Raw genomic sequence first — 22,140 nt, 5'->3', positions numbered from 1 at the left:
GGGGCCGCACAGGGCCCCGTTTTTTTATCCTGCGGCATCAATCATTGTGTTTTTCTTCGGCCGAGGAGATAGTGAGTCTTTTCCGGCGACGTAAAATAACATGACTCACTCTCTGGCATTAAAAGGCGGCGCGCTGCTCCTGCTGCTGGTTCTGATGTATACCGGTATCTACACCGGGGACCGTATCACCTGGCTGATGGAAGTCACGCCGGTGGTGATTATCGTGCCGCTGCTGCTCGCCACCCAACAGCGCTACCCGCTGACCCCCCTGCTCTACACCCTGATTTTCTGGCATGCGATCGTCCTGATGGTCGGCGGCATGTACACCTACGCGAAAGTGCCGATTGGTTTTGAGGTGCAGGAGATGTTTAATCTGAGCCGCAACCCGTACGACAAGCTGGGTCACTTCTTCCAGGGGCTGGTGCCTGCCCTGGCGGCCCGGGAGATCCTGGTGCGCGGCGGCTACGTTAACGGCCGCAAGATGACCGCTTTTCTGGTGTGCTGTATTGCGCTGGCGATCAGCGCCACCTATGAGCTTATCGAGTGGTGGGCTGCACTGGCGATGGGGCAAGGTGCGGACGATTTTCTCGGCACCCAGGGCGATCCGTGGGATACCCAGTCCGACATGTTCTGCGCCCTGCTCGGCGCGCTCACCACGGTGCTGATCCTCGGACCATGGCATCAGCGCCAGCTTGCGCGCCTCAGTCATAGGTAACATGAAAGACCATATGCCGGCCGAGGCCTGGGGCAGGTACGCCGCAGCCCGGCAGGCCCTGACAACAGCTTTCGTGCCAGGCGGCAACTTTTAATCATGCGCTTTGACAGCGAAGCGGGAGCTGTCTACCTTCATCATTAGCAGACAAACAGTTCCCATCTCTCTGCTACCCAAGCTACGTCACGCTCCATTAAAAACACTTACAGGCATTAATAGCGCATTGAATGTGAAAGAGGGTTCACGAAAATGTCTGATGACCTACTCAACTGTGCCCAGTCCGTTGCTGTCCTTTTTTTAACCGAACCGTCATTGCAAGCTCAGGCTTTTATTTCGCTACTGCAAAAAGAAATCGTGGCCCCCATACAAATACACAATATTCGCACCCCTTTACCGGCCATGCTCCCGGCAGGGACGCTGGTGTTGTTTGATATTGTTTCTGCCAACAAGCGCCTGAACCAGTTCTGGCAAAATACGCTGCGCAAACAACAACACCCTATCAACGTATTATTAATAAATATGGACGATTGGGAGCGAGGAAAAACACTCAGCGACTGGCCCGCCTTATCCGACATTTTTTATCACTCTGATACACAGCACGATGTCCACACCCGAATTAAAGAGCTGATCAATATTAGCTATAACACTGTGCAGGACCTGACGTTGAGATTATTTCACTACCAGAAAAGGAAAAACGTAGCGGAAACCGCTAAAGACGCCCTGACAGATAGAGAAAAACAAATTCTGGCCAGGCTGTGTCAGGGAGCAACCAATCACGACATCGCCTGTGCGCTGTTTATTAGCGAACATACTGTCAGAACCCATGTCTATAATTTATTTAAGAAAATCAAAGTAAAGAGTCGAATCCAGGCCGTATCCTGGGCGACGGGGAATTTCAGGAAGATAGAGGCCCCTCTCGCATAATATTAAAAGCACGCGCACTGTTCCTGCTTGCTGGGAAAGGGGCATTTGCGTGTAAAAGCCCCCCCTTTGATTAATTTTCTTTATGAAAAGATTGTATCCCGATCGGGTATTACATTCTCTTTTCCTGACGTCCTTTCACACAAAGCTGGCTGGTATTCATCTCTTTATTCATAACCATTCCGTAACGACTTTCATATAATATTTTACACAATTGAGTACATGTGAATTATTTGAAGATAATGTCATATGGCGATTGTTTTTCAGAAATTTCTTGGGAATAATAATAACACACTCACGATAAATATATTTTGTTACAGAGTTAGCGCTTTGTTACTACTATTTTACTCGACGTTACTCGGAATTTTTTCATCCTCATTTAAAACTGGCGCCTTATGTCTTCCATAGAACTGAAAACTCATCCATTAGAGAGCGTATCCTCATACCCGGTAATGGCACCACGCCATGAAGAGATCGATTTAATCGGCCTCCTTTCGACTCTGTATGCGGCGAAAAAACAGATCATTACTATTACGCTAATCTTTGTTCTGTGTGGGCTGGCGGCTGGCTTTCTGCTGCCGAAAAAATGGACCAGTCAGGCAATCATTACCCCTCCCGAAACCGCGGATGTCATGGAGTTGCGTCGCGCGCTGGTTAACCTGACGATACTTGAAGTGGATACGGGTTTTGATGCGGGTACACTTTTCAACCTGTTTTTAAAGAAATTTGAATCACAGGAGCTTCGCGAACAATTCCTGGCACGATCGCCGTATGTGCAAGAACTGCTGGAAAAGGGAAATGTGGATAAGAACGAATTGTATCGCGCCATTGTTAACGTCGCGCAACAATTCAATGCGATGGATAACAGCGATCCTAAAAAGAGTGACAAAGCGCCTTTCTCATCCTGGACACTGAGCTTTACGGCACCTGATGCACAAGATGCCCAACAGGTGCTACACGGTTACGTTGCGTTTATTACCGCTGACGTTAAAAAAGAAGTTATCGCCAGTCTTAAAAATGCCGTCGAATTAAAGATCGCCTCTGAAAAAGAGCACCTGGCCCTCGATACCATCAATCTTGAAAGCCAGCACAAAGTGAAACTTGAGCGCCTGGGGTACTCCTTGCAGGTCGCAAATGCTGCAGGCCTTAAAGCACCGGTATACAGCAACGGTCAGGCGGTTAAAGACGATCCTGACTATTCCATTTCTCTCGGTGCCAGGGGCCTGACTGAAAAGTTAAAGATTGAGCAGTCACTGAAAGACGTAGCTCAAATGGATGCCTCCATACTAAAACGCAAGCAGGTTATCAGTGCGTTGCAGGCTGTTAATCTCGGCGAGATCGATTTCAAACCTTACGAGTTCCAGATGCAGCCTTCACTGCCTCTGAAAAAAGAGGGTCCAGGCAAGGCTCTGATTATTGTTCTGGCGGCACTGGTGGGTTTACTTGTGGCGGCGGGTACGGTCCTGCTACGCGAGATGATAACATCTCGTACCCACACGGAAAGCATCTAAACTCGCCTGTCGGGACAGCAGGCCGATCAAACAGCCAGTCAGTTTTACGCCTGACTGGCTTTTTATTTTGTCGTGCTTTCGCCCACAGCGCCGGGCACTGACAGCTTACGCCTGCAAACTGATCCCGCTTTCTGCCAGCAGGCCCATCTCGCAGTACATGGCGCAGGCCGCGCTGATAATCGACATCGCCAGCGCCGCGCCGCTCCCCTCACCAAGACGCAAATCGAGATCCAGATACGGGGTTAGGTTGAGATGTTCCAGCGCCCGGCGGGAGCCTTTTTCAGCCGATAAGTGCGAGGGAATGCAGTACGGCTTCACCTCGGGCGCTATCTGACAGGCGGCGATCGCTGCGGCGTAGGAGAGAAACCCGTCCAGCACCACCGGCAGTCCACACGCGCTTGCGCCGAGGATCACCCCGGTCATCCCCACCAGATCGTAACCGCCCACTTTCGCCAGCACGTCGATGGCATCCGTAGGATCGGGCTGGTTAACGGCAATCGCCTGACGGACCACCGCCTCTTTATGCTGGAGGCGTTCCGCAGGCAGGTTCGCGCCGATCCCCACCACCTCATGCGGATCGCAGCCGGTCAGCACGCTAATGATCGCCGAGGCGGGGGTAGTATTCGCTATCCCCAGCTCGCCGGTGCCAAACACCGCAATGCCCTGTGCCGCCCGCTGCTGCACCAGCCGGGCGCTGCGTAGCAGCAACAGCTCGGCATCAGCGCGCGACATCGCCGGGCCCTGGGCGATATTACCGCTTCCGCGCCCCACCTTCAGGGTCAGCATTGCTTCAATCGGTTCGCAGTCGATGCCAATATCCACCGGCAGCACCGAGGTGTGGTTACTCTTCGCCAGCACGCATACCCCGGTAGTGCCTTTCAGCATATTCAGCGCCTGCAGATGCGTCACCTGCTGCGGGCTGAAGGCCACGCCCTCCTGGTACACGCCGTGATCGGCGCACATCACGATAATCTCTTTTTGAAAATCGTCGAGCGTTGTCAGCCCCGGCATCCCCGCCAGCTGCACGGCCAGCGCCTCCAGCCGTCCCAGGCTGTTAAGCGGTTTCACTAAGCCATCAATGTGTCGGGCGGCCTGATTTTTTTTAGTCTCATCCAGTGGTCGGATAGCCGCCACCAGTTCCTGTATTGTTTGCATGCTTGCTCGTCTCACTCATCTGACCGAAAAGGGCTGCGGTCGTTAAATACGCGTAACACCATAAATCCGCCACGATTTTCGACCATCGTGTACGCATCCTGTCTAAACGGGAAATGCCACAGCGACTCCGTCGGCATCTGCAGCCAGTGGGCCAGCAGCAGGCTTAACACCCCCTGATGCGCCACAATTAACATGTCGCCTGGCTCCTGTCGCAGGGTCAGTTCATCGGCCACCGCTTTCACCCGTCCGGCAAACTCCGGGAACGGCTCGCCGCCGCCGGGGGTGGCGTTTTGCCAGTCGTCCAGCCAGCACTGCCAGGCGTCTGGCTCCTCTTCAGCGATACTGCTGAAGTGGCGCATCTCCCAGCGGCCAAAATGCATCTCGTTCAGACGCGGGTCGGTCTCTGAGGCGGTGATAATCAGCTGCGCGGTCTGCTGCGCGCGCTGAAGCTGGCTGCAAAGCGCCTGGCTAAATGAAACGTCCGCCAGCAAACCCGCCACACGCGAGCTTTGCTCGACCCCGTGCGCAGTCAGGGGGAGATCGGTACTGCCATAGAACAGACCGCTTTCGTTAGCGGCGGTCTGCCCGTGACGAACCAGAAAAAATCGCATGTATCAGACCCACAGTAATGCCAGCAAAAACACCATCTCCGCGCTCTCTGCCAGCGCCCCAAGCGTGTCGCCGGTTTGCCCGCCGAGACGGCGGCGAAGATAGCGCACCAGACCCGCAATCGCCACGTAGCTGACCAGCAGCGCCGCCAGGGCGTGCAGACCGCCGATCAGGCCGACGGCGATGGCTCCGCCCAGCAGGGTGATCGCCGTTTCGCGCACGCTGACCTGACCGATATACAGACTGCCCATCCCTTCGCCCTCGCGGGCGTAGCGTTGGCCGTACATCCCCAGCACCAGCGCCGCGCGCCCGGCAACCGGGGCGCAGATCAGCAGCGTAAACCACTGGCTCGCCGGAAGGTGCGCGAGGCCAATCACGGCGGAAACCTTGATCAGGATAGAGAACACCAGCGCCAGGCCGCCAAAGGTGCCCAACCGGCTGTCCTTCATGATCTCCAGCATCCGCTCCCGACTGCGGGCGGAGAAAATCCCGTCGCAGGTGTCGGCCAGCCCATCGAGGTGGAACCCGCCGGTGAGCAGCACCAGCGCCAGTACGTAAGCCACTGCGCCGACATACATTCCGCCGCCGGTCTGGCTGACCACCAGCGCCACAAGGGCGGCAAGCCCACCGATAAGGGCCCCGATCGGCACAAACCAGGGTACGCCCCGCGCCAGCTGGCGAAACTCCACGCCGTCGGCCCATTTTTCCGGCACCGGAATGCGGCTCATCAGGCGCAGCGTTGCCCACAACATGCTTAATCTCATTTAATTTTGACTCCAATCCCTGATACCACCAGCCAGACCTCCTCTGCCGCCTGAGCCAGACGCTGATTCACCCGGCCCGCAATATCAACAAAATGGCGCGCCAGCCGGTTTTCCGGGGTGATGCTCATCCCCAGCTCGTTAGTGACGATGTACACCGGCATCCCGCTCTGCTGGCAGGCGTCGATCAGCCCGTCGATCTGCTGATGCAAAAACGCCTCCAGCGGCGCAAAATCCAGCGTGTCCGGGTCAGCCCCGCCCGATTCGTCATACAGCAGATTTGCCAGCAAAGTGGTAATGCACTCGACGATCACCGCCTCCCCCGGCTGCGCCTGCTCGCGGATAAGCGCCCCGAGATTGCGATAGCCCTCCAGCGTGCGCCAGTGCGCAGGCCGCTGGGCGCGATGGCGGGCAATACGCGCCGCCATCTCATCGTCGGTAAGGGTTGAGGTGGCAATGTACAGCACCTGCGAATACTGCCTGGCGACCAACCCCTCGACGTGGGCGCTTTTACCGCTGCGCGCCCCACCGGTCACTAAAATCATTCCGTTAACTCCTGATGCTCACGCATTACCTGATAAATTTTTGGTATATCGATGTGCTGGCGCATCGCCTGCGCCAGGGTATCAAACTGCTGCGCTTTGTAAGCGGCGTAATCGGATGTCGTCTCCAGCGCAGCAAGCCCTTTACGCGCCCGCAGGCCATCCACCAGCACGCGGGTAAAGGCGTCGCTGTCAAACAGCCCGTGCAGATAGGTTCCCCACACCTGCCCGTCGTCGCTCACCGTCCCGTCGGCAATTTGTACATGCTCTTTATGCAGCCACAGGGCCGGTTGCGCCCCCTCGCCCAGCACGGTTTGTCCCATGTGGATTTCGTAACCGCAGACAGGGATCCCGGCGAGCGCCCCCAGCCAGCCGGGCAACGACGCGGCCATGCGAGCCTTCACTTGAGTGGTGGTTTTGTGGGGGGCAAAGCGGGTGGTGGTATTTAGCAGCCCGAGGCCCGGCATGCGCCCGAGGCCGGATTCGACCTCATCAATCAGGGTCTCACCCAGCATCTGATACCCGCCGCAGATCCCGAGCAGCGGCACGCCGTCACGCTGACGGGTCAGCACCGCGTGCGCCATCGCGCTCTCGCGCAGCCAGTTCAGATCGCTGAGGGTATTTTTACTCCCGGGCAGGATCACCAGGTCGGCGCCGTCCAGCTCCTGCGGCTGACTGACGTAGCGCACCCGGACATCCGGCTGCGCCGACAGGGCGTTAAAATCGGTGAAGTTGGCAATGTGTGGCAGATGGACCACTGCGATGTCGATATCCCGCGCAGGCTGACGCAGCTTGTTCCCGCGCTGCAAGGCAACGCCGTCCTCTTCGTCCAGATCGAGTTCCAGCCACGGCATGACGCCGAGCACCGGTACGCCGGTTAGCGCCTCAATCTGTTCCAGACCGGAGGCAAGCAGCGCCACGTCGCCGCGAAATTTATTGATGATCACCCCTTTGACCCGCCAGCGCTCGTGCGCCTGCAGCAGGGCCAGGGTGCCGTAGATTGCCGCAAATACCCCGCCACGATCGATATCCGCCACCAGAACAACCGGGCATTCGGCGAGTTCCGCCATCCCCATGTTGGCGATATCCCGATCGCGCAGGTTGATCTCGGCCGGGCTCCCGGCCCCTTCCAGCACCAGGATCTCATATTCCTGCGCCAGGCTGCGGTAGACTCCGGCGATCTGCTCGCGCAGGCGCGGTTTGAAGTCGTGGTAGCGGGCCGCATCCATCGAGCTTACGACCTCGCCCATCAGCACCACCTGCGCCTGACTAACGTTGGTGGGCTTGAGTAACACCGGGTTCATCCGCACGTCCGGGGCGATCCCGGCGGCTTCGGCCTGCATGATCTGCGCCCGTCCCATCTCCTTGCCGTCCGGGGTGATCCCAGAGTTGAGGGCCATGTTTTGCGCCTTAAACGGGGCGGTACGCCAGCCATCCTGATAAAAAATGCGGCACAAGCCCGCCACCAGCACGCTTTTGCCCACATCGGAGGCGGTGCCCTGCAGCATAATTGCCTGCGTCATGGCTACTCCTGTAATCATTCACTGTACGAATTGAATGTTAAGGCTTTCTCGCCGTCAGGAACATCCTCACACCTTAAATAACCAGCACGCTGCGAAATGACCGGGAGCAATCTCCTGCATCGCCGGCTCTTCACGCCGACACACCGGCATCACGTGCGGACAGCGGCTGCAAAACTTACAGCCCGGCAGCACGGAGGTGGGGCCGGGGATCTCCCCGCGCAGCGTCGCCTGCTCCAGATTACGGATCCGCGGGTCCGGCTGCGGCACCGCGGCCAGCAAGGCGCGCGTGTAGGGGTGCGCCGGGTGCTGATACAGCGCATTCGCCGGGGCCACCTCCACCAGCTTGCCAAGGTACATCACCCCGATCCGCGTCGAAATGTGGCGCACCATCGACAGATCGTGGGCGATAAACAGATAGGTCAGCCCCAGCTCCTGCTGGAGATCCTGCAGAATGTTCACCACCTGCGCCTGCACCGACACGTCCAGCGCCGACAGCGGCTCATCGCACAGCACAAACTCCGGGCGCACCGACAGGGCCCGGGCAATGCTGATCCGCTGACGCTGGCCGCCGCTGAACTCGTGAGGATAACGCTGCAAATGTTCCTGTCTGAGCCCGACTTTATAGAGCAGGGTTTCGGTACGCTCCCGCTGCTCTTCCCGGCTGTAGCCGTGGACCTGCATCGGCTCCGCCACCAGCTGCTGGACGGTCATGCCGGGATTGAGCGACGACCAGGGATCCTGGAAAATCGCCTGCATCCGCTTGCGCAGCGGCTTGAGCTGTTTTTCACGGGCCTGGGCGATCTCCTGCCCGGCGAAATGGATCTCGCCCGAGGTGATATCAAACAGGCGCAGAATGGCGCGCCCGAGGGTCGATTTCCCGCAGCCGGATTCGCCCACCAGGCCAAAGGTCTCCCCCGGCTGGATATCAAAGCTGACGCCGTCAACGGCCTTCACCGCCACGCCTTTGCGCAGCAGCCCGCCGTTTAAGCTGTAGTGTTTTCGCAGATCCCGCACGCTCACCAGCGGGGCGTTGTGCTCGCTCATACCTGAACTCCCTTATCCTCTAACAGCCAGCACGCGGCGCGATGCCCGGCCCCCTGGCTGTAAAACGCCGGCTGGCGTTCGCACTGCGGCATCCGCTGCGGACAGCGTTCAGCAAACGGGCAGCCCGGGGGCGGATTCAGCAGCCCCGGCGGCGAGCCTTCGATCGGCAACAGGCGATGGCTGGTCTGCTCAGGGTGCGGCAGCGACGCCAGCAGCCCCTGGGTATACGGATGCTGCGGACGGTAAAAAATATCCTCCACGCTGCCCTCTTCCATCACCAGCCCGCCGTACATCACCACCACCCGGCTGCACACCTGCGCGACGACGCCCAGATCGTGGGTGATCAGCAGGATTGCGGTGTGGGTTTTCTGCTGCAGGCTTTTGAGCAGGCGCAGGATCTGCGCCTGAATGGTGACGTCCAGCGCAGTGGTCGGCTCGTCGGCAATCAGCAGTTTAGGGTCGCAGGAGAGCGCAATGGCGATCATCACCCGCTGGCGCATCCCGCCGCTGAACTCGTGCGGATACTGGTCGTAGCGCCGCACCGCCTCGGCGATCCCCACCTGCTCCAGCATCGCGATGCTCGCCGCTTTCGCCGCTTTTTTGCTTAAGCCTTTGTTGCGGACCAGGATCTCCGTCATCTGTTTGCCGATGGTCAGCACCGGGTTGAGCGCGGTCATCGGATCCTGAAAAATCATCGCGATCTGGTTCCCGCGAATAGCCCGCATCTGCTGCGGCGTTTTTTGCGCCAGGTCCTCCTGGTTAAAGCGGATCTGGCCCCCGGTAATGCGCCCGTTGCTGCCCAGCAGCTGGATTACCGACTTGCAGGTGACGCTCTTGCCGCAGCCGGATTCACCGACAATGCCCACCAGCTCACCGGCCTGCACGTGGAAGCTCACCCCGCGCACCGCATGGACATCGCCATCGTGGGTGCGGAAGGTGGTTTGCAGGTTATCGAGTTCAAGTAAGTTACTCATTGCGGTTCGCTCCCGGCTCAAAGGCGGTACGGAATACGTCGCCCAGCACGTTAAAACTGAACACCGTCAGCAGGATCAGAATGCCGGGGAACATCGCCAGCCACGAAGCTTCGCCAATGTACGACTGGGCATTATTAAGCATACTGCCCCACGACGCAGCAGGCGCTTGCACGCCCAGCCCGAGAAAGCTCAGCGTCGATTCCATTAAAATAGCCGAGGCGATATTCAGCGTGGCGGCAACGATAATAGTCGGCAACACGCCGGGAATAATGTGGCGCAGGATAATGCGCAGCGGGTGTTCGCCACAGGCGCGGGCGTAGAGCACATACTCGCGCTCTTTCACCGACAGAGTTTCGGCACGCACCAGCCGGGACATGTTCATCCACGTCAGCAGGCTAATGATCATGATGATGTTATCCACCCCCGGCTTCAGGTACGCGTTGAGCACCAGCAGCAGGAAGAAGGCCGGGATCGCCATCAGGATATCCACCGCGCGCATCATCAGGTTATCCAGCCAGCCGCCGAAGTAGCCGCTTACCGTCCCAACCACAGTGCCAATCAGGGTGGAAAAGACCATCGCCAGACAGCCCACCATCAGCGAGATTTGCCCCCCGTACAGGGCCCGGGTGAAGTAATCCCGGCCATATTCATCGGTGCCAAACCAGTGCGCGCCATCGGGCGCGAGAGTGCGGGCGCCCAGCGACATCTGATCCGGATCGTAAGGACTCAGCCCCGCGCACAGCGCAGCGGCGATAAAAATAAACAACACCAGTAAAGAGAATTGCGCCGGACGATTGCGGCGCAACTGGTGACCCACCTGTTGCCAGCGTCTGCTCATCCGGGTTACCTCAGGGTACGTATGCGGGGATCGGCGAAGCGATACAGCAAGTCGGCGATCAGGTTGCCAACGATCAGCATCAGCGACGAGAGCATGATGATCGCCATAATCAGCGGGTAGTCCAGGGAGGTGATCGACTGGATCCCCAGCAGGCCCATTCCCGGCCAGGAGAAGACGCTTTCGGTAACATAGGCCCCGACCACCAGCTCGCCAAACGACAGGCCAAACAGGGTGATCACCGGCAGCAGCACGTTTTTCAGCACATGGCGGAACAGGATGCTGGTACGCGTTGCGCCATAGGCAAGCTGCGTTTGCACGTAATCGGCCGAGAGCTGCGAAATGGTATTGGAGCGGATATAGCGCACATAGCTTGAGAGGTTATAAAAGGTCAGCGCAATGCACGGCAGTACGCCATGGCGCACTACGTCCAGCCAGTTATCCTCCATGCCGATGGTGCGCATCCCCATGCTGGGGAACCAGTTGAGCTGCACGGCGAAGACGGTGATCAGCAGGATCCCGAACCAGAAGATCGGCACCGAGATGCCAATATAGGCGAACAGGTTCAGAACATGATCCAGCCAACGGTGCTTAAATGCGCCCGCCAAAAGACCCAGTGGAATGGCCAGGACAATCGCCATCAGCAGCGAGGCGCCCATCAAGCCTAAGGTGGCCGGAATGCGCTCGGCGATCATCGTCAGCACCGGACGGTGATAGATCAGCGAGTAACCCAGATCGCCCTGCAAAATGTTTTTCAGCCACAGAAAATACTGCGTGACCAGCGGCTTATCCAGCCCCAGGCTCTGGCGGATCCGCTCGATATCCTCGGGCGCCATGCGCGGGGTGATGTAGGCCGCCACCGGATCGCCAGGGGCGAGTTTGACCAGCAAAAACGCCACCAGCGAGATAAAGAACAGCATCGGTATCAGTTGCAGCAACCGACGCATCAGTAATGTGTTCACGACTTGCCCTTAAAAATGACCCCGGCCAGCAGACCGGGGCTACGGCTTATTTTTGATAGATTTTTGACAGGTCCTGGAACATATACACCGGCTTCGGTTCCGCTTCCGCGGTGCCGCCAAAGCGTTTATCCACCGCGACGGTGGCGTTGGTGTAGGCAATCGGGTAATAGGTCATGTCGTTCGCCACCGTCTGCTGAATTTGCTTGTAGGTCTCCGCGCGTTTCCCCGCATCGGTCTCAACTGCGCCTTTATCCCACAGGGCATCAAACTGCGGGTTCTTATAGTGGGCGTAGTTATAGGCTTCGTTGCTCATAAACAGCGATTTGTAGCCGTCCGGCTCAGCGCCCATGATGTAGCCGCCAAGGTTCAGCTCCCATGCGGTGTTGTTCATGTCGAGGCTGCGCTGGGACATGGCGTTGGCGTCCAGCGGCATCAGCTCAACGTTCACCGCAATCCCCTTCAGCTGCTGCTGAATGTACAGCGCCATGCTCTCCTGGGTTTTGTTGGTGTTAACGTAGGCCAGACGCAGCTTGAGGTTTTCTGGCGCACCGGAGGCTTTCAGCAGATCTTTGGCTTTTTGCTGGTCGAATTTGTACTGCTCTACGTCGTCGGTCTGGTACAGCGTATCCGGCGTCAGGAACGAGGTGGCCGGTTTCGCGTAATCCAGCGAGGTAAACGCGGTCTGGGTTAGCTCGTCTTTATTGATGGCGTACGCAATGGCCTGACGCAGTTCCTTGCTTTTCATCACCGGCACGTTCTGGTTGAAGGTCATGTAGGCCAGACGCCCTTCCGGGTAGACCACGAAGTCAAACTTACCGGTATTTTTCAGGCGCGACACGTCCTGCGGATCGACCATCTTGAGGTTGATCTCGCCGTTCTGCAGCGCCAGGTTAGCGGAGTTGCTGTCTTTGGCAAAACGGTAGGTCACGGAATCAAGCTTCGCTTTGCCGTTCCAGTAATCGTCAAAACGGGTCAACGCGTAATACTGCCCTGCGCGATACTCTTTAAATTTGAACGGGCCGGAGCCGACCGGGGTATCGTTTTTGCTGCTCTTTTCCAGATCGCTTTCGCTGGCGAACACGTGCTGCGGGATTGGGTAGATCTGTACCAGGGTGCCGGTAAAGGCCGCGCTCACCTGCGGCAGGGTGAACTTAACGGTGCGATCGTCCACTTTGCTGACCGCAACGGGCTTACCGCCGTAGGTGAACATGCTGCGGAAGAAGCTGTGCTGCTTCTCGTCCAGCAGCTTGTTAAAGGTAAACACCACGTCATCAGCGGTCAGCGGCTGGCCGTCCTGCCATTTGAGATTCGGCTTTAAGGTCAGGGTGTAGCTGAGGTTATCCGCCGCCGGGGTCAGGCTTTCGGCGAGGCCCCATTCGATTTTACCCTCGTTAAAACTGTATAGCGGAGCATACAGCGCTTGCATGATGGTCAGGGTGGTGCGGTCGCTGGCGTACAGCGGGTTCACCGCCAGCGGGTCGCCGGAGGTAATGCCGATAATCAGCGAGCCGCCCTCTTTTGGCGCATCATTTTTGGCCGCCGGGGCCGCTGTGTTGTCTTTATTTTTGGCATCATCACAGCCGGCGGCGACCAGCGCCAGGGCGACCAGAACAGCAGATACTATTGGCTTACGCATATCTCACTAACTCCTTGCCTTGAAAGTTTTTTTAACTGCAGGTTGTTATTTTAACGATATCTGAGTGCGCATCATATTCAGCTTTAGAGGCATACGCATTAACAATGAAAATGCGATTTTTGATTAAGCTTATAACGATTTAGATATATATAAGCTTATTAAGTAATGGCTCATATCCTTATGCGCTCAGTTCGTTAAACCGTTCACGGAATGCCTGCTAAACTGCCTCAACACCTCATGAAAAAGGCAGATCAGCATGTCAGATGATTCTTATCAGCCAGCAAAAGTCTGGGAATGGAAGCAGAATAATAACGGTGGCGCATTTGCCAGTATCAACCGCCCGATCTCGGGTGCGACGCACGAGAAAGCGCTGCCGGTCGGCTCGCATCCGCTGCAGCTCTATTCCCTGGGCACGCCAAACGGCCAGAAGGTGACTATCCTGCTGGAAGAGCTGCTGGCGCTCGGGGTGACGGGCGCGGAATATGACGCGTGGCTGATCCGCATCGGCGAGGGCGATCAGTTCTCCAGCGGGTTTGTCGATGTGAACCCGAACTCCAAAATTCCGGCTCTGCGCGACCACTCCAGCACCCCGCCGACGCGCGTCTTTGAGTCGGGCAATATCCTGCTCTACCTCGCTGAGAAATACGGCCACTTCCTGCCAAAAGATCCGGCAGGCCGGGTGGAAACCCTGAACTGGCTGTTCTGGCTGCAGGGCTCTGCCCCGTTCCTTGGCGGCGGTTTTGGTCACTTCTATCATTACGCCCCGGTGAAAATTGAGTACGCGATCGACCGTTTCACCATGGAAGCTAAGCGCCTGTTCGACGTGCTGGATAAACAGCTGGCGCGCAGCCGCTACGTGGCGGGGGATGAGTACACCATCGCCGATATCGCGGTGTGGCCGTGGTTTGGCAGCGTCGCACTCGGCCAGGTGTATGGCGCAGCCGAGTTCCTCGATGCAAAAAGCTACAAGAACGTCCAGCGCTGGGCGAAGGATGTCGCTAACCGTCCGGCAGTGAAGCGCGGGCGTATCGTCAACCGCACCAACGGCGAGCTGAACGAACAGCTGCATGAGCGTCATGCCGCCAGCGACTTCGACACCCAGACCGAAGATAAACGTCAGGGTTAATCCTTGAGCCGGGCGGTTCACCGCCCGGCTGATGCCCGTTCTATCAGAATACGATGAGTTTTCCCCTCGGGGCATTATCGGCCTACCCCAGGCTGTGATGCTGCTGGCAGTATCCCCGCAGTAACACCCACTCTGACAAAGGAACTGCCATGAAATACATCAAAACCACGCTGCTGCTCAGCGCACTGATCTTCTCTGCCACAAGCCTGGCTGCGGATAAAACCGCTACCGGGGCGCTGGCGGGTGCCGCCATCGGTGCCGTCGCGGGCAAAAGCGTAAAATCCACTGTCGGCGGCGCGGTCGTCGGGGCCGGCACCGGAGCGATGTTCAAAAACGGTGAGAAAGGCAAAGCCGCGCGCAAGGGCGGGGCCATTGGTGCCGCGGTCGGCGCTGGTGCAGCGGTGGTCACCGGCAACAGCGTCCTGAAAGGTGCCGCACTCGGTGCCGGTGCAGGCGGCATGGTTGGCGAGGCCACCCACTGATACAAAAGCCGGGTGGTTGCGCCACCCGGCTTTTTAGCCCACACCTCGTTTTTATTTCCTGTCATCCCTGAATATAAGCCCTGGCGCAAATCATTGTCTTTTTTCAACAGCATATTTACTTCCGTCCGTTAAACTGGCATCAATATTTTTTTTATTCAGATGATTCGCATGTCAGAAAAATCGCTGAAACAACAGATCCAGAATCTGAAAAAGCACAATACCCGGCTTGCCAGGCTGGCGCGCGACGCCCGCAGCAAGCTCAGTGCTGCGCTCGACGGGACGGGGTTATGTTTGTGGCAGCTCGACGTCCCGAGCGGCAAGCTGATTATTTATAACCGCCGCTGGGGGTCGATGCTGGGCTATCAGCCCAAAGAGTTAAGCGCCCAGTTTGAGGTCTGGCGGGAACACCTGCACCCGGACGATAAGCAAAACGTACTCGATGCATTTTACGATCATCTGCACGGCAAAACCCCTTTCTACGAGGCGCTGCACCGGATGCAGCATAAAAACGGCACCGTCACCTGGGTGCTGGATCGCGGTCGCGTCAGCGAATGGGATGAACACGGCAACCCGCTCAAGGTGACCGGCACCCATATCGACATGACTAAAGAGAAGCAGTACGAAGAGCAGCTTGCCCTGCTGGCGAATCACGATCCGCTGACCGGGCTGGCCAACCGCCATGCGCTGATCAAACACTTCACCCAGCTTAAAGCCCAGGGACCGCTGTGCGTTGCCTTTATCGATCTTGATGATTTTAAAATGGTTAACGATACCTTTGGTCACCGCAGCGGCGATGAGCTGCTGATCCAGCTCAGCCAGCGCCTGCGCGATACCTGCCCGCCGGATGCAGTGGTCGGGCGGCTGGGAGGAGATGAGTTTGTGCTGCTGCTGCCCTACCCGCTCAACAGTTTGCTGATCAACCAGACCGCGCACAGGTGCCTGAACGCGGCGCTGACGCCTTTCGAGCTGGACAACGGCCAGGCGCAGGTGGGAGCGTCGGTGGGCATCGACGAGGTCCAGCCGCAGGATGATTTTATCAATGCCCTGCGACGGGCCGATCAGTCCATGTACCAGATTAAGCACACCGGCAAAAACGGCGTGGCCATCGGCCAGACGCTGCTGTCGGTGTCCCGTAGCGGAACCCATCCATGAAAAACAGCCGCCAGCAGGAGATCCTCCGCCAGTTGGCGGCGTGCGACGGAATGACGACGGACGCGCTTGCCGCATCGCTTGCGGTGAGCAAAGAGACGATTCGCCGCGATCTGAAGCAGCTTCAGCAGCAGGGGAAGATCGTGCGCCATCACGGGCGCGCCCGGGCGATCCATCCGGATCATCGCGACGGCGGCGAGCCGTTTGGCGCACGCCTGAAAAGCCACTACGCGGATAAAGCCGATATCGCCCGCCACGCGCTGGACTGGGTCAGCGAAGGGATGACTCTGGCGCTTGATGCCAGCTCCACCTGCTTTCATCTGGCGCGCCAGCTGCCGGACATCGCGCTGACGGTGTTTACCAACAGCCTGCCCATTTGCCACGAGATGGCGAAGCGTGAACGTGTGACCCTGATTTGCTCGGGCGGGACGCTGGAGCGCAAGTACCGCTGTTACGTGAACCCGGCGCTGGTCACCCAACTGAAATCGCTGGAGATCGACCTGTTTATCTTCTCCTGCGAAGGGGTGGATGAGCAGGGCGTGATGTGGGATCCCGCCCCGCACAATGCCGGGTTTAAGACGCAACTGCTGAGCCGTGCCAGCCAGTCACTGCTGCTGATCGACAAAAGTAAGTTTCAGCGCTCGAGCGAAGTGAAGATTGGTGATCTGTCGCAGGTCACACAAATCATCACCGACGCTCAGCTTTCCAGACGGTAGCCCGCCATAAAATAGCGCACGGTGGTGCTGGCATCGCTCTCTTTAAAGAAGTCCATTACCAGGTCGCGATCCAGCCCGTAGCGACGGGTTAAGATCCCCGCCTCCCAGGCGCTGAGCTGCCGGTCACCGGTTTTTTCGAACATCCGGTGGGAGAAGCCCAACACAAAGCCGCGTTTATAATCGGAACAGAAATGCGCCACGCTGCTGGCGGTATCTGCCTGTGCGGCGTTCATTCCCGCCATCAACCCTTTGCCAAAATGGTTATCCATCACATTGCCCCCAATCGCTATATAATGAATTATATAGCGATATTTTCATCGCTGGCTACTGCTATTTATGGGGCTGCAGAAAGCAGCCAACGACTACTGGGCCGACAGGCGGAACTTCTGCACTGAACGCTGCAGCTCTTCGGTCTGACGCTCCAGCGCCGCCGCCGCAGCCGACACCTGCTCCACCAGCGAGGCATTCTGCTGGGTCACGCCGTCCATCTGGGTGATGGCCACCCCCACCTGCGAAATCCCTTTGCTCTGCTCTTCCGAGGCCGCGGCGATTTGCTTCATGATGGTGGTCACTTCACTGACATCGCGCAGCACCGCTTCCATGGTGGTGCCGGTGTCGTTAACCAGTTTTGCCCCTTGCTCCACGCGGGAGACCGAGTCGGCAATCAGCCCTTCAATCTCTTTGGCCGCGTTTGCGCTGCGGCTCGCCAGATTACGCACTTCGCCAGCAACCACCGCAAAACCGCGTCCCTGCTCGCCCGCGCGTGCGGCTTCCACTGCCGCGTTAAGCGCCAGGATATTGGTCTGGAAGGCGATGCTGTTGATCACGCTGGTGATCTCGGCAATTTTCTGTGAGCTGACGGAGATACCGGTCATGGTGCTGACCACCTTTTCCACCAGCATCCCACCACGGCTGGCGGAGGTTGAGGCCACATCGGCCAGCTGGCTTGCTTCGCGGGCGCTGTCCGCGTTCAGCTTCACCGTGGCGGTAAGCTGCTCCATGCTGGCGGCCGTCTCTTCCAGGGCGGCAGCCTGCTCTTCGGTACGTGAGGAGAGATCGTTATTGCCGGTGGAGATCTCGGTGGCGCCGCGCCAGATATTCTCGCTGCCAGAACGAATAGTGCTCACCGCTTCACGCAGGCTGTCCTGCATCGCACTCAACAGTGGCACCAGTTGCCCCACGCAGTTGCGGCCAAACGGCGCAATAGGCTGACTGAGATCGCCCTGTGCAATCTGGCGAAAATGCTCGCGGATGCGATCCAGCGGTTTCACCAGCATCGCGACCAGATAGCGGTCGGTGAACAGCAGGATCAGCAGGCCAATAATCGTCGCCGTGATAATTGCCGTGCGGGTGAAGCTGGTCAGGCCATCCACCGTCACGCGGGTGCTGTCGAGGATGGTGTCGGCGGCTTTGCTGAACTGTTCAGCGCTGGCACCAAACGCGCGGCTCAGGGGCGGGGTGACGCTGTTCGCCTGCTGGCGATAGCCGTCAACATTCCCCTGCTGCGCAAGCTGCATCTGAGGCCTGACGCCGTTCTCCAGCAGCGCCTGCCAGCTGGCGATCACCTGGGTGGAAATCTGGGCATCCATTGGCCCCGGCGAAATCGCTTTCAGTTCATCGAGCTTGCTGGCCATATTGTCCAGCGCCTGCTGCACAGGCGCGAGATCGGCCGTGCCGCCCGACGCCTGCACGTCCATCGCGCGGCTCAGGCGGGTGACAAAGCGGAAATACTGATCGTTCCCCTGGCTCAGTACCGTCATCTGTTTGACCAGCTGCCGATCCACGTCATTACCGTCCGCAACGCGTGACAGTGCCCAGGTGCTATACAGCCCAACGCCCGCCCACATTAAACAAAAGATCCCCAGAATCGTCAGCATGACGAACCGGATCGTGAAATTACGAAGCACTTGCATATTTATTTCCTTGCCATGAGGGAGATATCGCCCGGAGGCGGGTATTACCCTCGTTATCGGCAATAAAATGCGAAGCGATACCTTTTATTGGTTAATTTTATAAAACTTTTCATTTCCATTTAATATTTATTGGAATAGATACCGGAGGCGCGATAAATACCCATTAAAACAATCCGCCTTTACATTTCATAAAGTTGCAAATAGTAAGCATCTTCAGCATTCATTAACCGCATAATTATTAAGGGCGAAACGGTTTTTATATTTGTAATAAAAACGTCATAAAGCACATGACGAAGACTAGAGATATAATCAGGGTTATTACGCGGATTTATAACAAGGAGCCCGGCAAAGATCCTGCCGGGCATTTTCAGGCGGGTTAACTCAAATATTTCTCAAACCATCCCAGGGTTCTTTTCCAGGCTAACTCCGCTGCAGGTTCGTCGTAGCGTGGGGTTGAATCATTATGAAACCCGTGGTTCACGCCAGGGTAGATCCAGGCTTCATACACTTTGCCGTTGGCTTTCAGCGCGGCTTCATAAGCCGGCCAACCTTCGTTAACGTTCTTATCCAGCTCCGCATAATGCAGCAGCAGTGGCGCCTTAATTTTGGCGACATCGGCGACGGGCGCTTGTCGGCCATAAAACGGCACCGCACAGGCCAGCTCCGGCCAGGCGACGGCCGCCGCATTCGAGACACCGCCGCCGTAGCAGAAGCCGGTAATCCCCACTTTGCCGGTGGCATCCGGATGCTTTTGCATAAAATCGATGGCGGCAAAGAAGTCGTTCATCAATTTAGTGGGATCGACCTTCTGCTGCAGCACCTTTCCTTCCTCATCGTTACCCGGGTAGCCGCCCACCGAGCTTAAGCCGTCCGGCGCCAGCGCAATATACCCCGCCTTCGCGACCCGACGGGCCACATCTTCAATATAAGGATTAAGGCCGCGGTTCTCGTGCACAACCACCACTGCCGGGACTTTACCGCTGGCTTTGGCCGGTTTCACCAGATAGCCACGCACCTCGCCATGTCCGTCCGGCGAGGGATAGGTAATGTATTCGGGGAGGATATCCGGATCGGTGAACTTCACCTGCTCGGCGAGGGCGTAATTGGGCTTAAGCATATTAAACAGCGCCAGCGCCGTGACGCCGCCAACGGCATAGCGGCCCGCCAGATTGAGGAACTCACGCTTGCTTATTTTGCCGTGAGCGTAATAGTCGTAATAGTCGAGCAATTCCTGAGGAAAGTCTTTGGCGGTCATACGCGTCATCGCATATCTCCATGAATTGTGAACGAACTAAGGATAGAATAGAAACGCTGTTTCGAAAATTAATCACTAACAAAGGAGACATCATGCCCTGGAACGCCTCCCCTGACCGCTACGAGAATATGCAGTACCGTTACTGCGGTAAAAGCGGCCTGCGCTTACCCGCGCTCTCCCTCGGTTTGTGGCACAGCTTCGGCCACGTCCACGCCCTCGATTCCCAGCGTGCACTGCTGCGCAAAGCCTTCGACTGCGGCATCACCCATTTTGATCTCGCTAATAACTATGGCCCACCGCCAGGCAGCGCGGAGGAAAATTTTGGCCGCCTGCTGCGCGACGATTTCGCGGCATATCGCGATGAACTGATCATCTCTACCAAAGCCGGCTACGACATGTGGCCAGGTCCGTACGGCGCGGGTGGTTCACGTAAGTATCTGCTCGCCAGTCTGGATCAAAGCCTCAGCCGTATGGGGCTGGACTATGTGGATATCTTCTATTCACACCGCGTGGATGAAAACACGCCGATGGAGGAGACCGCTTCTGCGCTGGCGCAGGCGGTGCAGAGCGGCAAGGCGCTGTATGTCGGCATCTCGTCCTACTCCCCGGAACGTACGCAGAAAATGACCGAGCTGCTGCGCGAGTGGAAGATCCCGATGCTGATCCATCAGCCCTCTTACAACCTGCTTAATCGCTGGGTGGATAAGAGCGGCCTGCTGGAGACGCTGGCGGCCAACGGCACGGGCTGTATCGCCTTTACGCCGCTGGCGCAGGGGCTGCTGACCGGAAAATACCTGAACGGCATCCCGGACGGTTCCCGGATGCAGCGTGAAGGAAAAAAAGCGCGCGGCCTGACGGAGACGATGCTGACCGAGGCCAACCTGAACAGCCTGCGGATGCTGAATGAGATGGCGCAGGAACGTGGCCAGACCATGGCGCAGATGGCGCTCAGCTGGCTGCTGAAAGACGATCGCGTGACGTCAGTGCTGATTGGTGCCAGCCGCACGGAGCAGTTGGAGGAGAATGTGCAGGCGCTGAATAATCTGCACTTTAGCGAGGATGAACTGCAGCGGATTGACCAGCACGTGACGGACGGTCAGCTCAATTTATGGCAGGCGTCATCGGATAAGTAGTTCATACCTCTCTCCCCGTCGGGGAGAGAGGGCCATCATCGCCTATTTACTGCTGCGATTAAGCTTATCCAGATACCCCATCACAAACGCCGACAGCACAAACGTCAGGTGGATAATCACGTACCACATCAGCTTATTATCCGGGATGTTTTTAGCATCCATAAACACCCGTAGCAGGTGAATCGACGAGATCGCCACAATCGATGCGGCCACTTTATTTTTCAGCGACGAGGCATCCATTTTGCCGAGCCAGTTCAGCTTCTCTTTACTGGGGTCAATATCCAGCTGCGAGACAAAGTTTTCATAGCCCGAGAACATCACCATCACCAGCAGACCGCCTACCAGCGTCATGTCTACCAGCGACAGCAGCAGCAGGATCAGATCGGCTTCAGCGATACTGAATATATGCGGCAGGACGTGAAAAATTTCCTGGAAGAATTTAATACAGAGGGCAACCAGCGCCAGCGAGAGGCCAAAATAGACCGGGGCTAATAGCCAGCGGGAGGCATACATTGCGTTTTCAAAAAAGCGTTCCATAGTGTCCTGTCAGCAAACGAAACCAGAACGCAGTATATCGCAACAGCACAAATTGTTTGCAACAACTAAACAACAAAAACCTTACACTTCATCAGGTTTAACGATCGGCCGTTGATACTCCGGCCATACCAGCACCACCAGCGACGGGTAGGCTTCGAGGCTAAACTCACGAAAACACTGGCGCAGGTTCATCACCTCCAGATCGGAATGGGACACCTTTTCGCCGTTCAGGCAGCGCTTTTTGATATTGTCATAATACTTGTACACCGCCGAGTTCAGATCGCTGCAACGACGCTGAGCGTCAAACAGATCGGGAATGCTATTTATTTCCACCATATTCATTCGTTTAATTGTGGCATGGAGAAAATCAATATATTCATGATTTACGCGCCAGTACCATACCGGCGTAATCGCATTCATCAGCATTGAAAAATGGTCTTCGCCCTCTTCTTTTGACATCCGCTCTGGCGGTGCCTGGGTGTGTGCATTCTGTGCCTCGTTACTTTTATTGAACTCGCGCATCAATAAAAGAACCCCGGCGGTAAGCAATAACAAAGTAATGACAGTATAAAAAATGCTGTTCATAGGCAGGCTCCATTTTTTTTGATTTTAAATTTGCCTCATGTTATTGTCAACGAATCTCA

The 22,140-nt window shown here is 57.1% G+C and carries 23 protein-coding genes; 8 read left to right on the top strand and 15 right to left on the bottom strand.

Annotated elements, in window-relative coordinates; all coding sequences use genetic code 11:
• Window positions 1-100 precede the first annotated feature (100 nt).
• From ACRDD5_RS13145 to wzz(fepE), 3 genes are all read left to right on the top strand, one after another.
• Window positions 101-715, top strand: coding sequence for a DUF2238 domain-containing protein (locus tag ACRDD5_RS13145; RefSeq protein WP_438677008.1), 615 nt, complete (start codon window positions 101-103; stop codon window positions 713-715).
• Between the two features lie 246 nt (window positions 716-961).
• On the top strand, window positions 962-1,636 hold the full coding sequence (locus tag ACRDD5_RS13140) for a LuxR C-terminal-related transcriptional regulator (protein ID WP_438677007.1): 675 nt from the start codon (window positions 962-964) through the stop codon (window positions 1,634-1,636).
• A gap of 392 nt (window positions 1,637-2,028) precedes the next feature.
• A complete protein-coding gene (wzz(fepE), locus tag ACRDD5_RS13135; protein WP_438677006.1) occupies window positions 2,029-3,144 on the top strand; it encodes an LPS O-antigen length regulator Wzz(fepE) in 1,116 nt (371 codons plus the stop codon).
• A 105-nt stretch (window positions 3,145-3,249) separates the two neighbouring features.
• Here the strand turns inward: wzz(fepE) and cobT are convergent, their stop codons facing one another.
• The 10 genes from cobT to ACRDD5_RS13085 form a co-directional block, all read right to left on the bottom strand.
• Window positions 3,250-4,299 carry a nicotinate-nucleotide--dimethylbenzimidazole phosphoribosyltransferase gene (gene cobT, locus ACRDD5_RS13130; protein ID WP_438677005.1) on the bottom strand — a complete coding sequence of 350 codons (1,050 nt, stop codon included), beginning with the start codon at window positions 4,297-4,299 and terminating at the stop codon, window positions 3,250-3,252.
• Window positions 4,300-4,310: 11 nt separating this feature from the next.
• Window positions 4,311-4,910: an adenosylcobalamin/alpha-ribazole phosphatase gene (locus tag ACRDD5_RS13125; RefSeq protein WP_438677004.1), complete on the bottom strand. Its 600-nt coding sequence runs from the start codon at window positions 4,908-4,910 to the stop codon at window positions 4,311-4,313.
• 3 nt (window positions 4,911-4,913) lie between these two features.
• Entirely contained in the window at window positions 4,914-5,672 is a 759-nt protein-coding gene (gene cobS / locus ACRDD5_RS13120) for an adenosylcobinamide-GDP ribazoletransferase (protein WP_438677003.1), read from the bottom strand.
• Complete coding sequence (gene cobU / locus ACRDD5_RS13115) at window positions 5,669-6,214, bottom strand: bifunctional adenosylcobinamide kinase/adenosylcobinamide-phosphate guanylyltransferase (protein ID WP_438677002.1); 546 nt, start codon at window positions 6,212-6,214, stop codon at window positions 5,669-5,671. The genes cobS and cobU overlap by 4 nt, the downstream gene beginning before the upstream one ends.
• Complete coding sequence (locus ACRDD5_RS13110) at window positions 6,211-7,734, bottom strand: cobyric acid synthase (RefSeq protein WP_438677001.1); 1,524 nt, start codon at window positions 7,732-7,734, stop codon at window positions 6,211-6,213. Before ACRDD5_RS13110 ends, cobU begins: the two co-directional genes overlap by 4 nt.
• A 66-nt stretch (window positions 7,735-7,800) precedes the next feature.
• Window positions 7,801-8,778 (bottom strand): ABC transporter ATP-binding protein, encoded by a 978-nt coding sequence (locus ACRDD5_RS13105; RefSeq protein WP_438677000.1) that lies wholly within the window; start codon window positions 8,776-8,778, stop codon window positions 7,801-7,803.
• Window positions 8,775-9,752: an ABC transporter ATP-binding protein gene (locus ACRDD5_RS13100; RefSeq protein WP_438676999.1), complete on the bottom strand. Its 978-nt coding sequence runs from the start codon at window positions 9,750-9,752 to the stop codon at window positions 8,775-8,777. Before ACRDD5_RS13100 ends, ACRDD5_RS13105 begins: the two co-directional genes overlap by 4 nt.
• On the bottom strand, window positions 9,745-10,590 hold the full coding sequence (locus ACRDD5_RS13095) for an ABC transporter permease (protein WP_438676998.1): 846 nt from the start codon (window positions 10,588-10,590) through the stop codon (window positions 9,745-9,747). The genes ACRDD5_RS13100 and ACRDD5_RS13095 overlap by 8 nt, the downstream gene beginning before the upstream one ends.
• Window positions 10,591-10,595: 5 nt before the next feature.
• On the bottom strand, window positions 10,596-11,549 hold the full coding sequence (locus tag ACRDD5_RS13090; protein WP_271284560.1) for an ABC transporter permease: 954 nt from the start codon (window positions 11,547-11,549) through the stop codon (window positions 10,596-10,598).
• A 46-nt stretch (window positions 11,550-11,595) separates the two neighbouring features.
• The gene (locus ACRDD5_RS13085; protein WP_438676997.1) at window positions 11,596-13,185 is read right to left on the bottom strand and encodes an ABC transporter substrate-binding protein; all 1,590 of its coding nucleotides are present in this window, start codon (window positions 13,183-13,185) and stop codon (window positions 11,596-11,598) included.
• Between the two features lie 256 nt (window positions 13,186-13,441).
• Here ACRDD5_RS13085 and yghU point away from each other — a divergent pair, with 256 nt between their 5' ends.
• The 4 genes from yghU (at window position 13,442) to fucR (ending at window position 16,658) form a co-directional block, all read left to right on the top strand.
• Entirely contained in the window at window positions 13,442-14,311 is an 870-nt protein-coding gene (gene yghU / locus ACRDD5_RS13080) for a glutathione-dependent disulfide-bond oxidoreductase (protein WP_438676996.1), read from the top strand.
• Between the two features lie 149 nt (window positions 14,312-14,460).
• A complete protein-coding gene (locus ACRDD5_RS13075) occupies window positions 14,461-14,793 on the top strand; it encodes a glycine zipper family protein (protein WP_271284557.1) in 333 nt (110 codons plus the stop codon).
• Window positions 14,794-14,961: 168 nt separating this feature from the next.
• Entirely contained in the window at window positions 14,962-15,945 is a 984-nt protein-coding gene (locus tag ACRDD5_RS13070) for a sensor domain-containing diguanylate cyclase (RefSeq protein WP_271284556.1), read from the top strand.
• A complete protein-coding gene (fucR, locus tag ACRDD5_RS13065) occupies window positions 15,942-16,658 on the top strand; it encodes an L-fucose operon activator (RefSeq protein ID WP_271284555.1) in 717 nt (238 codons plus the stop codon). The genes ACRDD5_RS13070 and fucR overlap by 4 nt, the downstream gene beginning before the upstream one ends.
• Here fucR and ACRDD5_RS13060 read toward each other — a convergent pair.
• The 3 genes from ACRDD5_RS13060 to yghX all read right to left on the bottom strand — a co-directional run bounded on the left by ACRDD5_RS13060 (window position 16,640) and on the right by yghX (window position 19,835).
• Complete coding sequence (locus ACRDD5_RS13060) at window positions 16,640-16,927, bottom strand: DUF2623 family protein (protein WP_271284554.1); 288 nt, start codon at window positions 16,925-16,927, stop codon at window positions 16,640-16,642. The two genes, fucR and ACRDD5_RS13060, sit on opposite strands and share 19 nt — an antisense overlap.
• Window positions 16,928-17,020: 93 nt before the next feature.
• On the bottom strand, window positions 17,021-18,571 hold the full coding sequence (locus ACRDD5_RS13055) for a methyl-accepting chemotaxis protein (protein ID WP_438676995.1): 1,551 nt from the start codon (window positions 18,569-18,571) through the stop codon (window positions 17,021-17,023).
• Window positions 18,572-18,947: 376 nt separating this feature from the next.
• Complete coding sequence (yghX, locus tag ACRDD5_RS13050) at window positions 18,948-19,835, bottom strand: YghX family hydrolase (RefSeq protein WP_271284552.1); 888 nt, start codon at window positions 19,833-19,835, stop codon at window positions 18,948-18,950.
• 83 nt (window positions 19,836-19,918) lie between these two features.
• Here yghX and ACRDD5_RS13045 point away from each other — a divergent pair, with 83 nt between their 5' ends.
• Window positions 19,919-20,959, top strand: a complete 1,041-nt coding sequence (locus ACRDD5_RS13045) for an aldo/keto reductase (RefSeq protein ID WP_438676994.1) — start codon at window positions 19,919-19,921, stop codon at window positions 20,957-20,959.
• A 42-nt stretch (window positions 20,960-21,001) separates the two neighbouring features.
• Here the strand turns inward: ACRDD5_RS13045 and ACRDD5_RS13040 are convergent, their stop codons facing one another.
• Together ACRDD5_RS13040 and ACRDD5_RS13035 are read right to left on the bottom strand one after the other, a co-directional pair.
• Entirely contained in the window at window positions 21,002-21,496 is a 495-nt protein-coding gene (locus tag ACRDD5_RS13040; protein WP_271284550.1) for a TIGR00645 family protein, read from the bottom strand.
• 81 nt (window positions 21,497-21,577) lie between these two features.
• Window positions 21,578-22,081, bottom strand: a complete 504-nt coding sequence (locus ACRDD5_RS13035) for an ESA_00282 family adhesion-associated protein (protein ID WP_271284549.1) — start codon at window positions 22,079-22,081, stop codon at window positions 21,578-21,580.
• Between the last annotated feature and the right edge of the window lie 59 nt (window positions 22,082-22,140).

The organism is Silvania sp. (assembly GCF_051656365.1).
Lineage (GTDB): Bacteria > Pseudomonadota > Gammaproteobacteria > Enterobacterales > Enterobacteriaceae > Enterobacter > Enterobacter hatchlandensis.
The sequence above is the reverse complement of the archived record's forward strand: the minus strand, read 5'-3'. Positions and strand labels throughout refer to the sequence as shown.

Excerpts from the sequence above, each read along its gene's own strand:
- ACRDD5_RS13145 (WP_438677008.1), top strand. The coding sequence starts at position 101 with ATGACTCACTCTCTGGCATTAAAAGGCGGCGCGCTGCTCCTGCTGCTG.
- ACRDD5_RS13140 (WP_438677007.1), top strand. The coding sequence starts at position 962 with ATGTCTGATGACCTACTCAACTGTGCCCAGTCCGTTGCTGTCCTTTTT.
- cobT (WP_438677005.1), bottom strand. The coding sequence starts at position 4,299 with ATGCAAACAATACAGGAACTGGTGGCGGCTATCCGACCACTGGATGAG.
- ACRDD5_RS13125 (WP_438677004.1), bottom strand. The coding sequence starts at position 4,910 with ATGCGATTTTTTCTGGTTCGTCACGGGCAGACCGCCGCTAACGAAAGC.
- cobS (WP_438677003.1), bottom strand. The coding sequence starts at position 5,672 with ATGAGATTAAGCATGTTGTGGGCAACGCTGCGCCTGATGAGCCGCATT.
- cobU (WP_438677002.1), bottom strand. The coding sequence starts at position 6,214 with ATGATTTTAGTGACCGGTGGGGCGCGCAGCGGTAAAAGCGCCCACGTC.
- ACRDD5_RS13110 (WP_438677001.1), bottom strand. The coding sequence starts at position 7,734 with ATGACGCAGGCAATTATGCTGCAGGGCACCGCCTCCGATGTGGGCAAA.
- ACRDD5_RS13105 (WP_438677000.1), bottom strand. The coding sequence starts at position 8,778 with ATGAGCGAGCACAACGCCCCGCTGGTGAGCGTGCGGGATCTGCGAAAA.
- ACRDD5_RS13100 (WP_438676999.1), bottom strand. The coding sequence starts at position 9,752 with ATGAGTAACTTACTTGAACTCGATAACCTGCAAACCACCTTCCGCACC.
- ACRDD5_RS13095 (WP_438676998.1), bottom strand. The coding sequence starts at position 10,590 with ATGAGCAGACGCTGGCAACAGGTGGGTCACCAGTTGCGCCGCAATCGT.
- ACRDD5_RS13085 (WP_438676997.1), bottom strand. The coding sequence starts at position 13,185 with ATGCGTAAGCCAATAGTATCTGCTGTTCTGGTCGCCCTGGCGCTGGTC.
- yghU (WP_438676996.1), top strand. The coding sequence starts at position 13,442 with ATGTCAGATGATTCTTATCAGCCAGCAAAAGTCTGGGAATGGAAGCAG.
- ACRDD5_RS13075 (WP_271284557.1), top strand. The coding sequence starts at position 14,461 with ATGAAATACATCAAAACCACGCTGCTGCTCAGCGCACTGATCTTCTCT.
- ACRDD5_RS13070 (WP_271284556.1), top strand. The coding sequence starts at position 14,962 with ATGTCAGAAAAATCGCTGAAACAACAGATCCAGAATCTGAAAAAGCAC.
- fucR (WP_271284555.1), top strand. The coding sequence starts at position 15,942 with ATGAAAAACAGCCGCCAGCAGGAGATCCTCCGCCAGTTGGCGGCGTGC.
- ACRDD5_RS13060 (WP_271284554.1), bottom strand. The coding sequence starts at position 16,927 with ATGGATAACCATTTTGGCAAAGGGTTGATGGCGGGAATGAACGCCGCA.
- ACRDD5_RS13055 (WP_438676995.1), bottom strand. The coding sequence starts at position 18,571 with ATGCAAGTGCTTCGTAATTTCACGATCCGGTTCGTCATGCTGACGATT.
- yghX (WP_271284552.1), bottom strand. The coding sequence starts at position 19,835 with ATGACGCGTATGACCGCCAAAGACTTTCCTCAGGAATTGCTCGACTAT.
- ACRDD5_RS13045 (WP_438676994.1), top strand. The coding sequence starts at position 19,919 with ATGCCCTGGAACGCCTCCCCTGACCGCTACGAGAATATGCAGTACCGT.
- ACRDD5_RS13040 (WP_271284550.1), bottom strand. The coding sequence starts at position 21,496 with ATGGAACGCTTTTTTGAAAACGCAATGTATGCCTCCCGCTGGCTATTA.
- ACRDD5_RS13035 (WP_271284549.1), bottom strand. The coding sequence starts at position 22,081 with ATGAACAGCATTTTTTATACTGTCATTACTTTGTTATTGCTTACCGCC.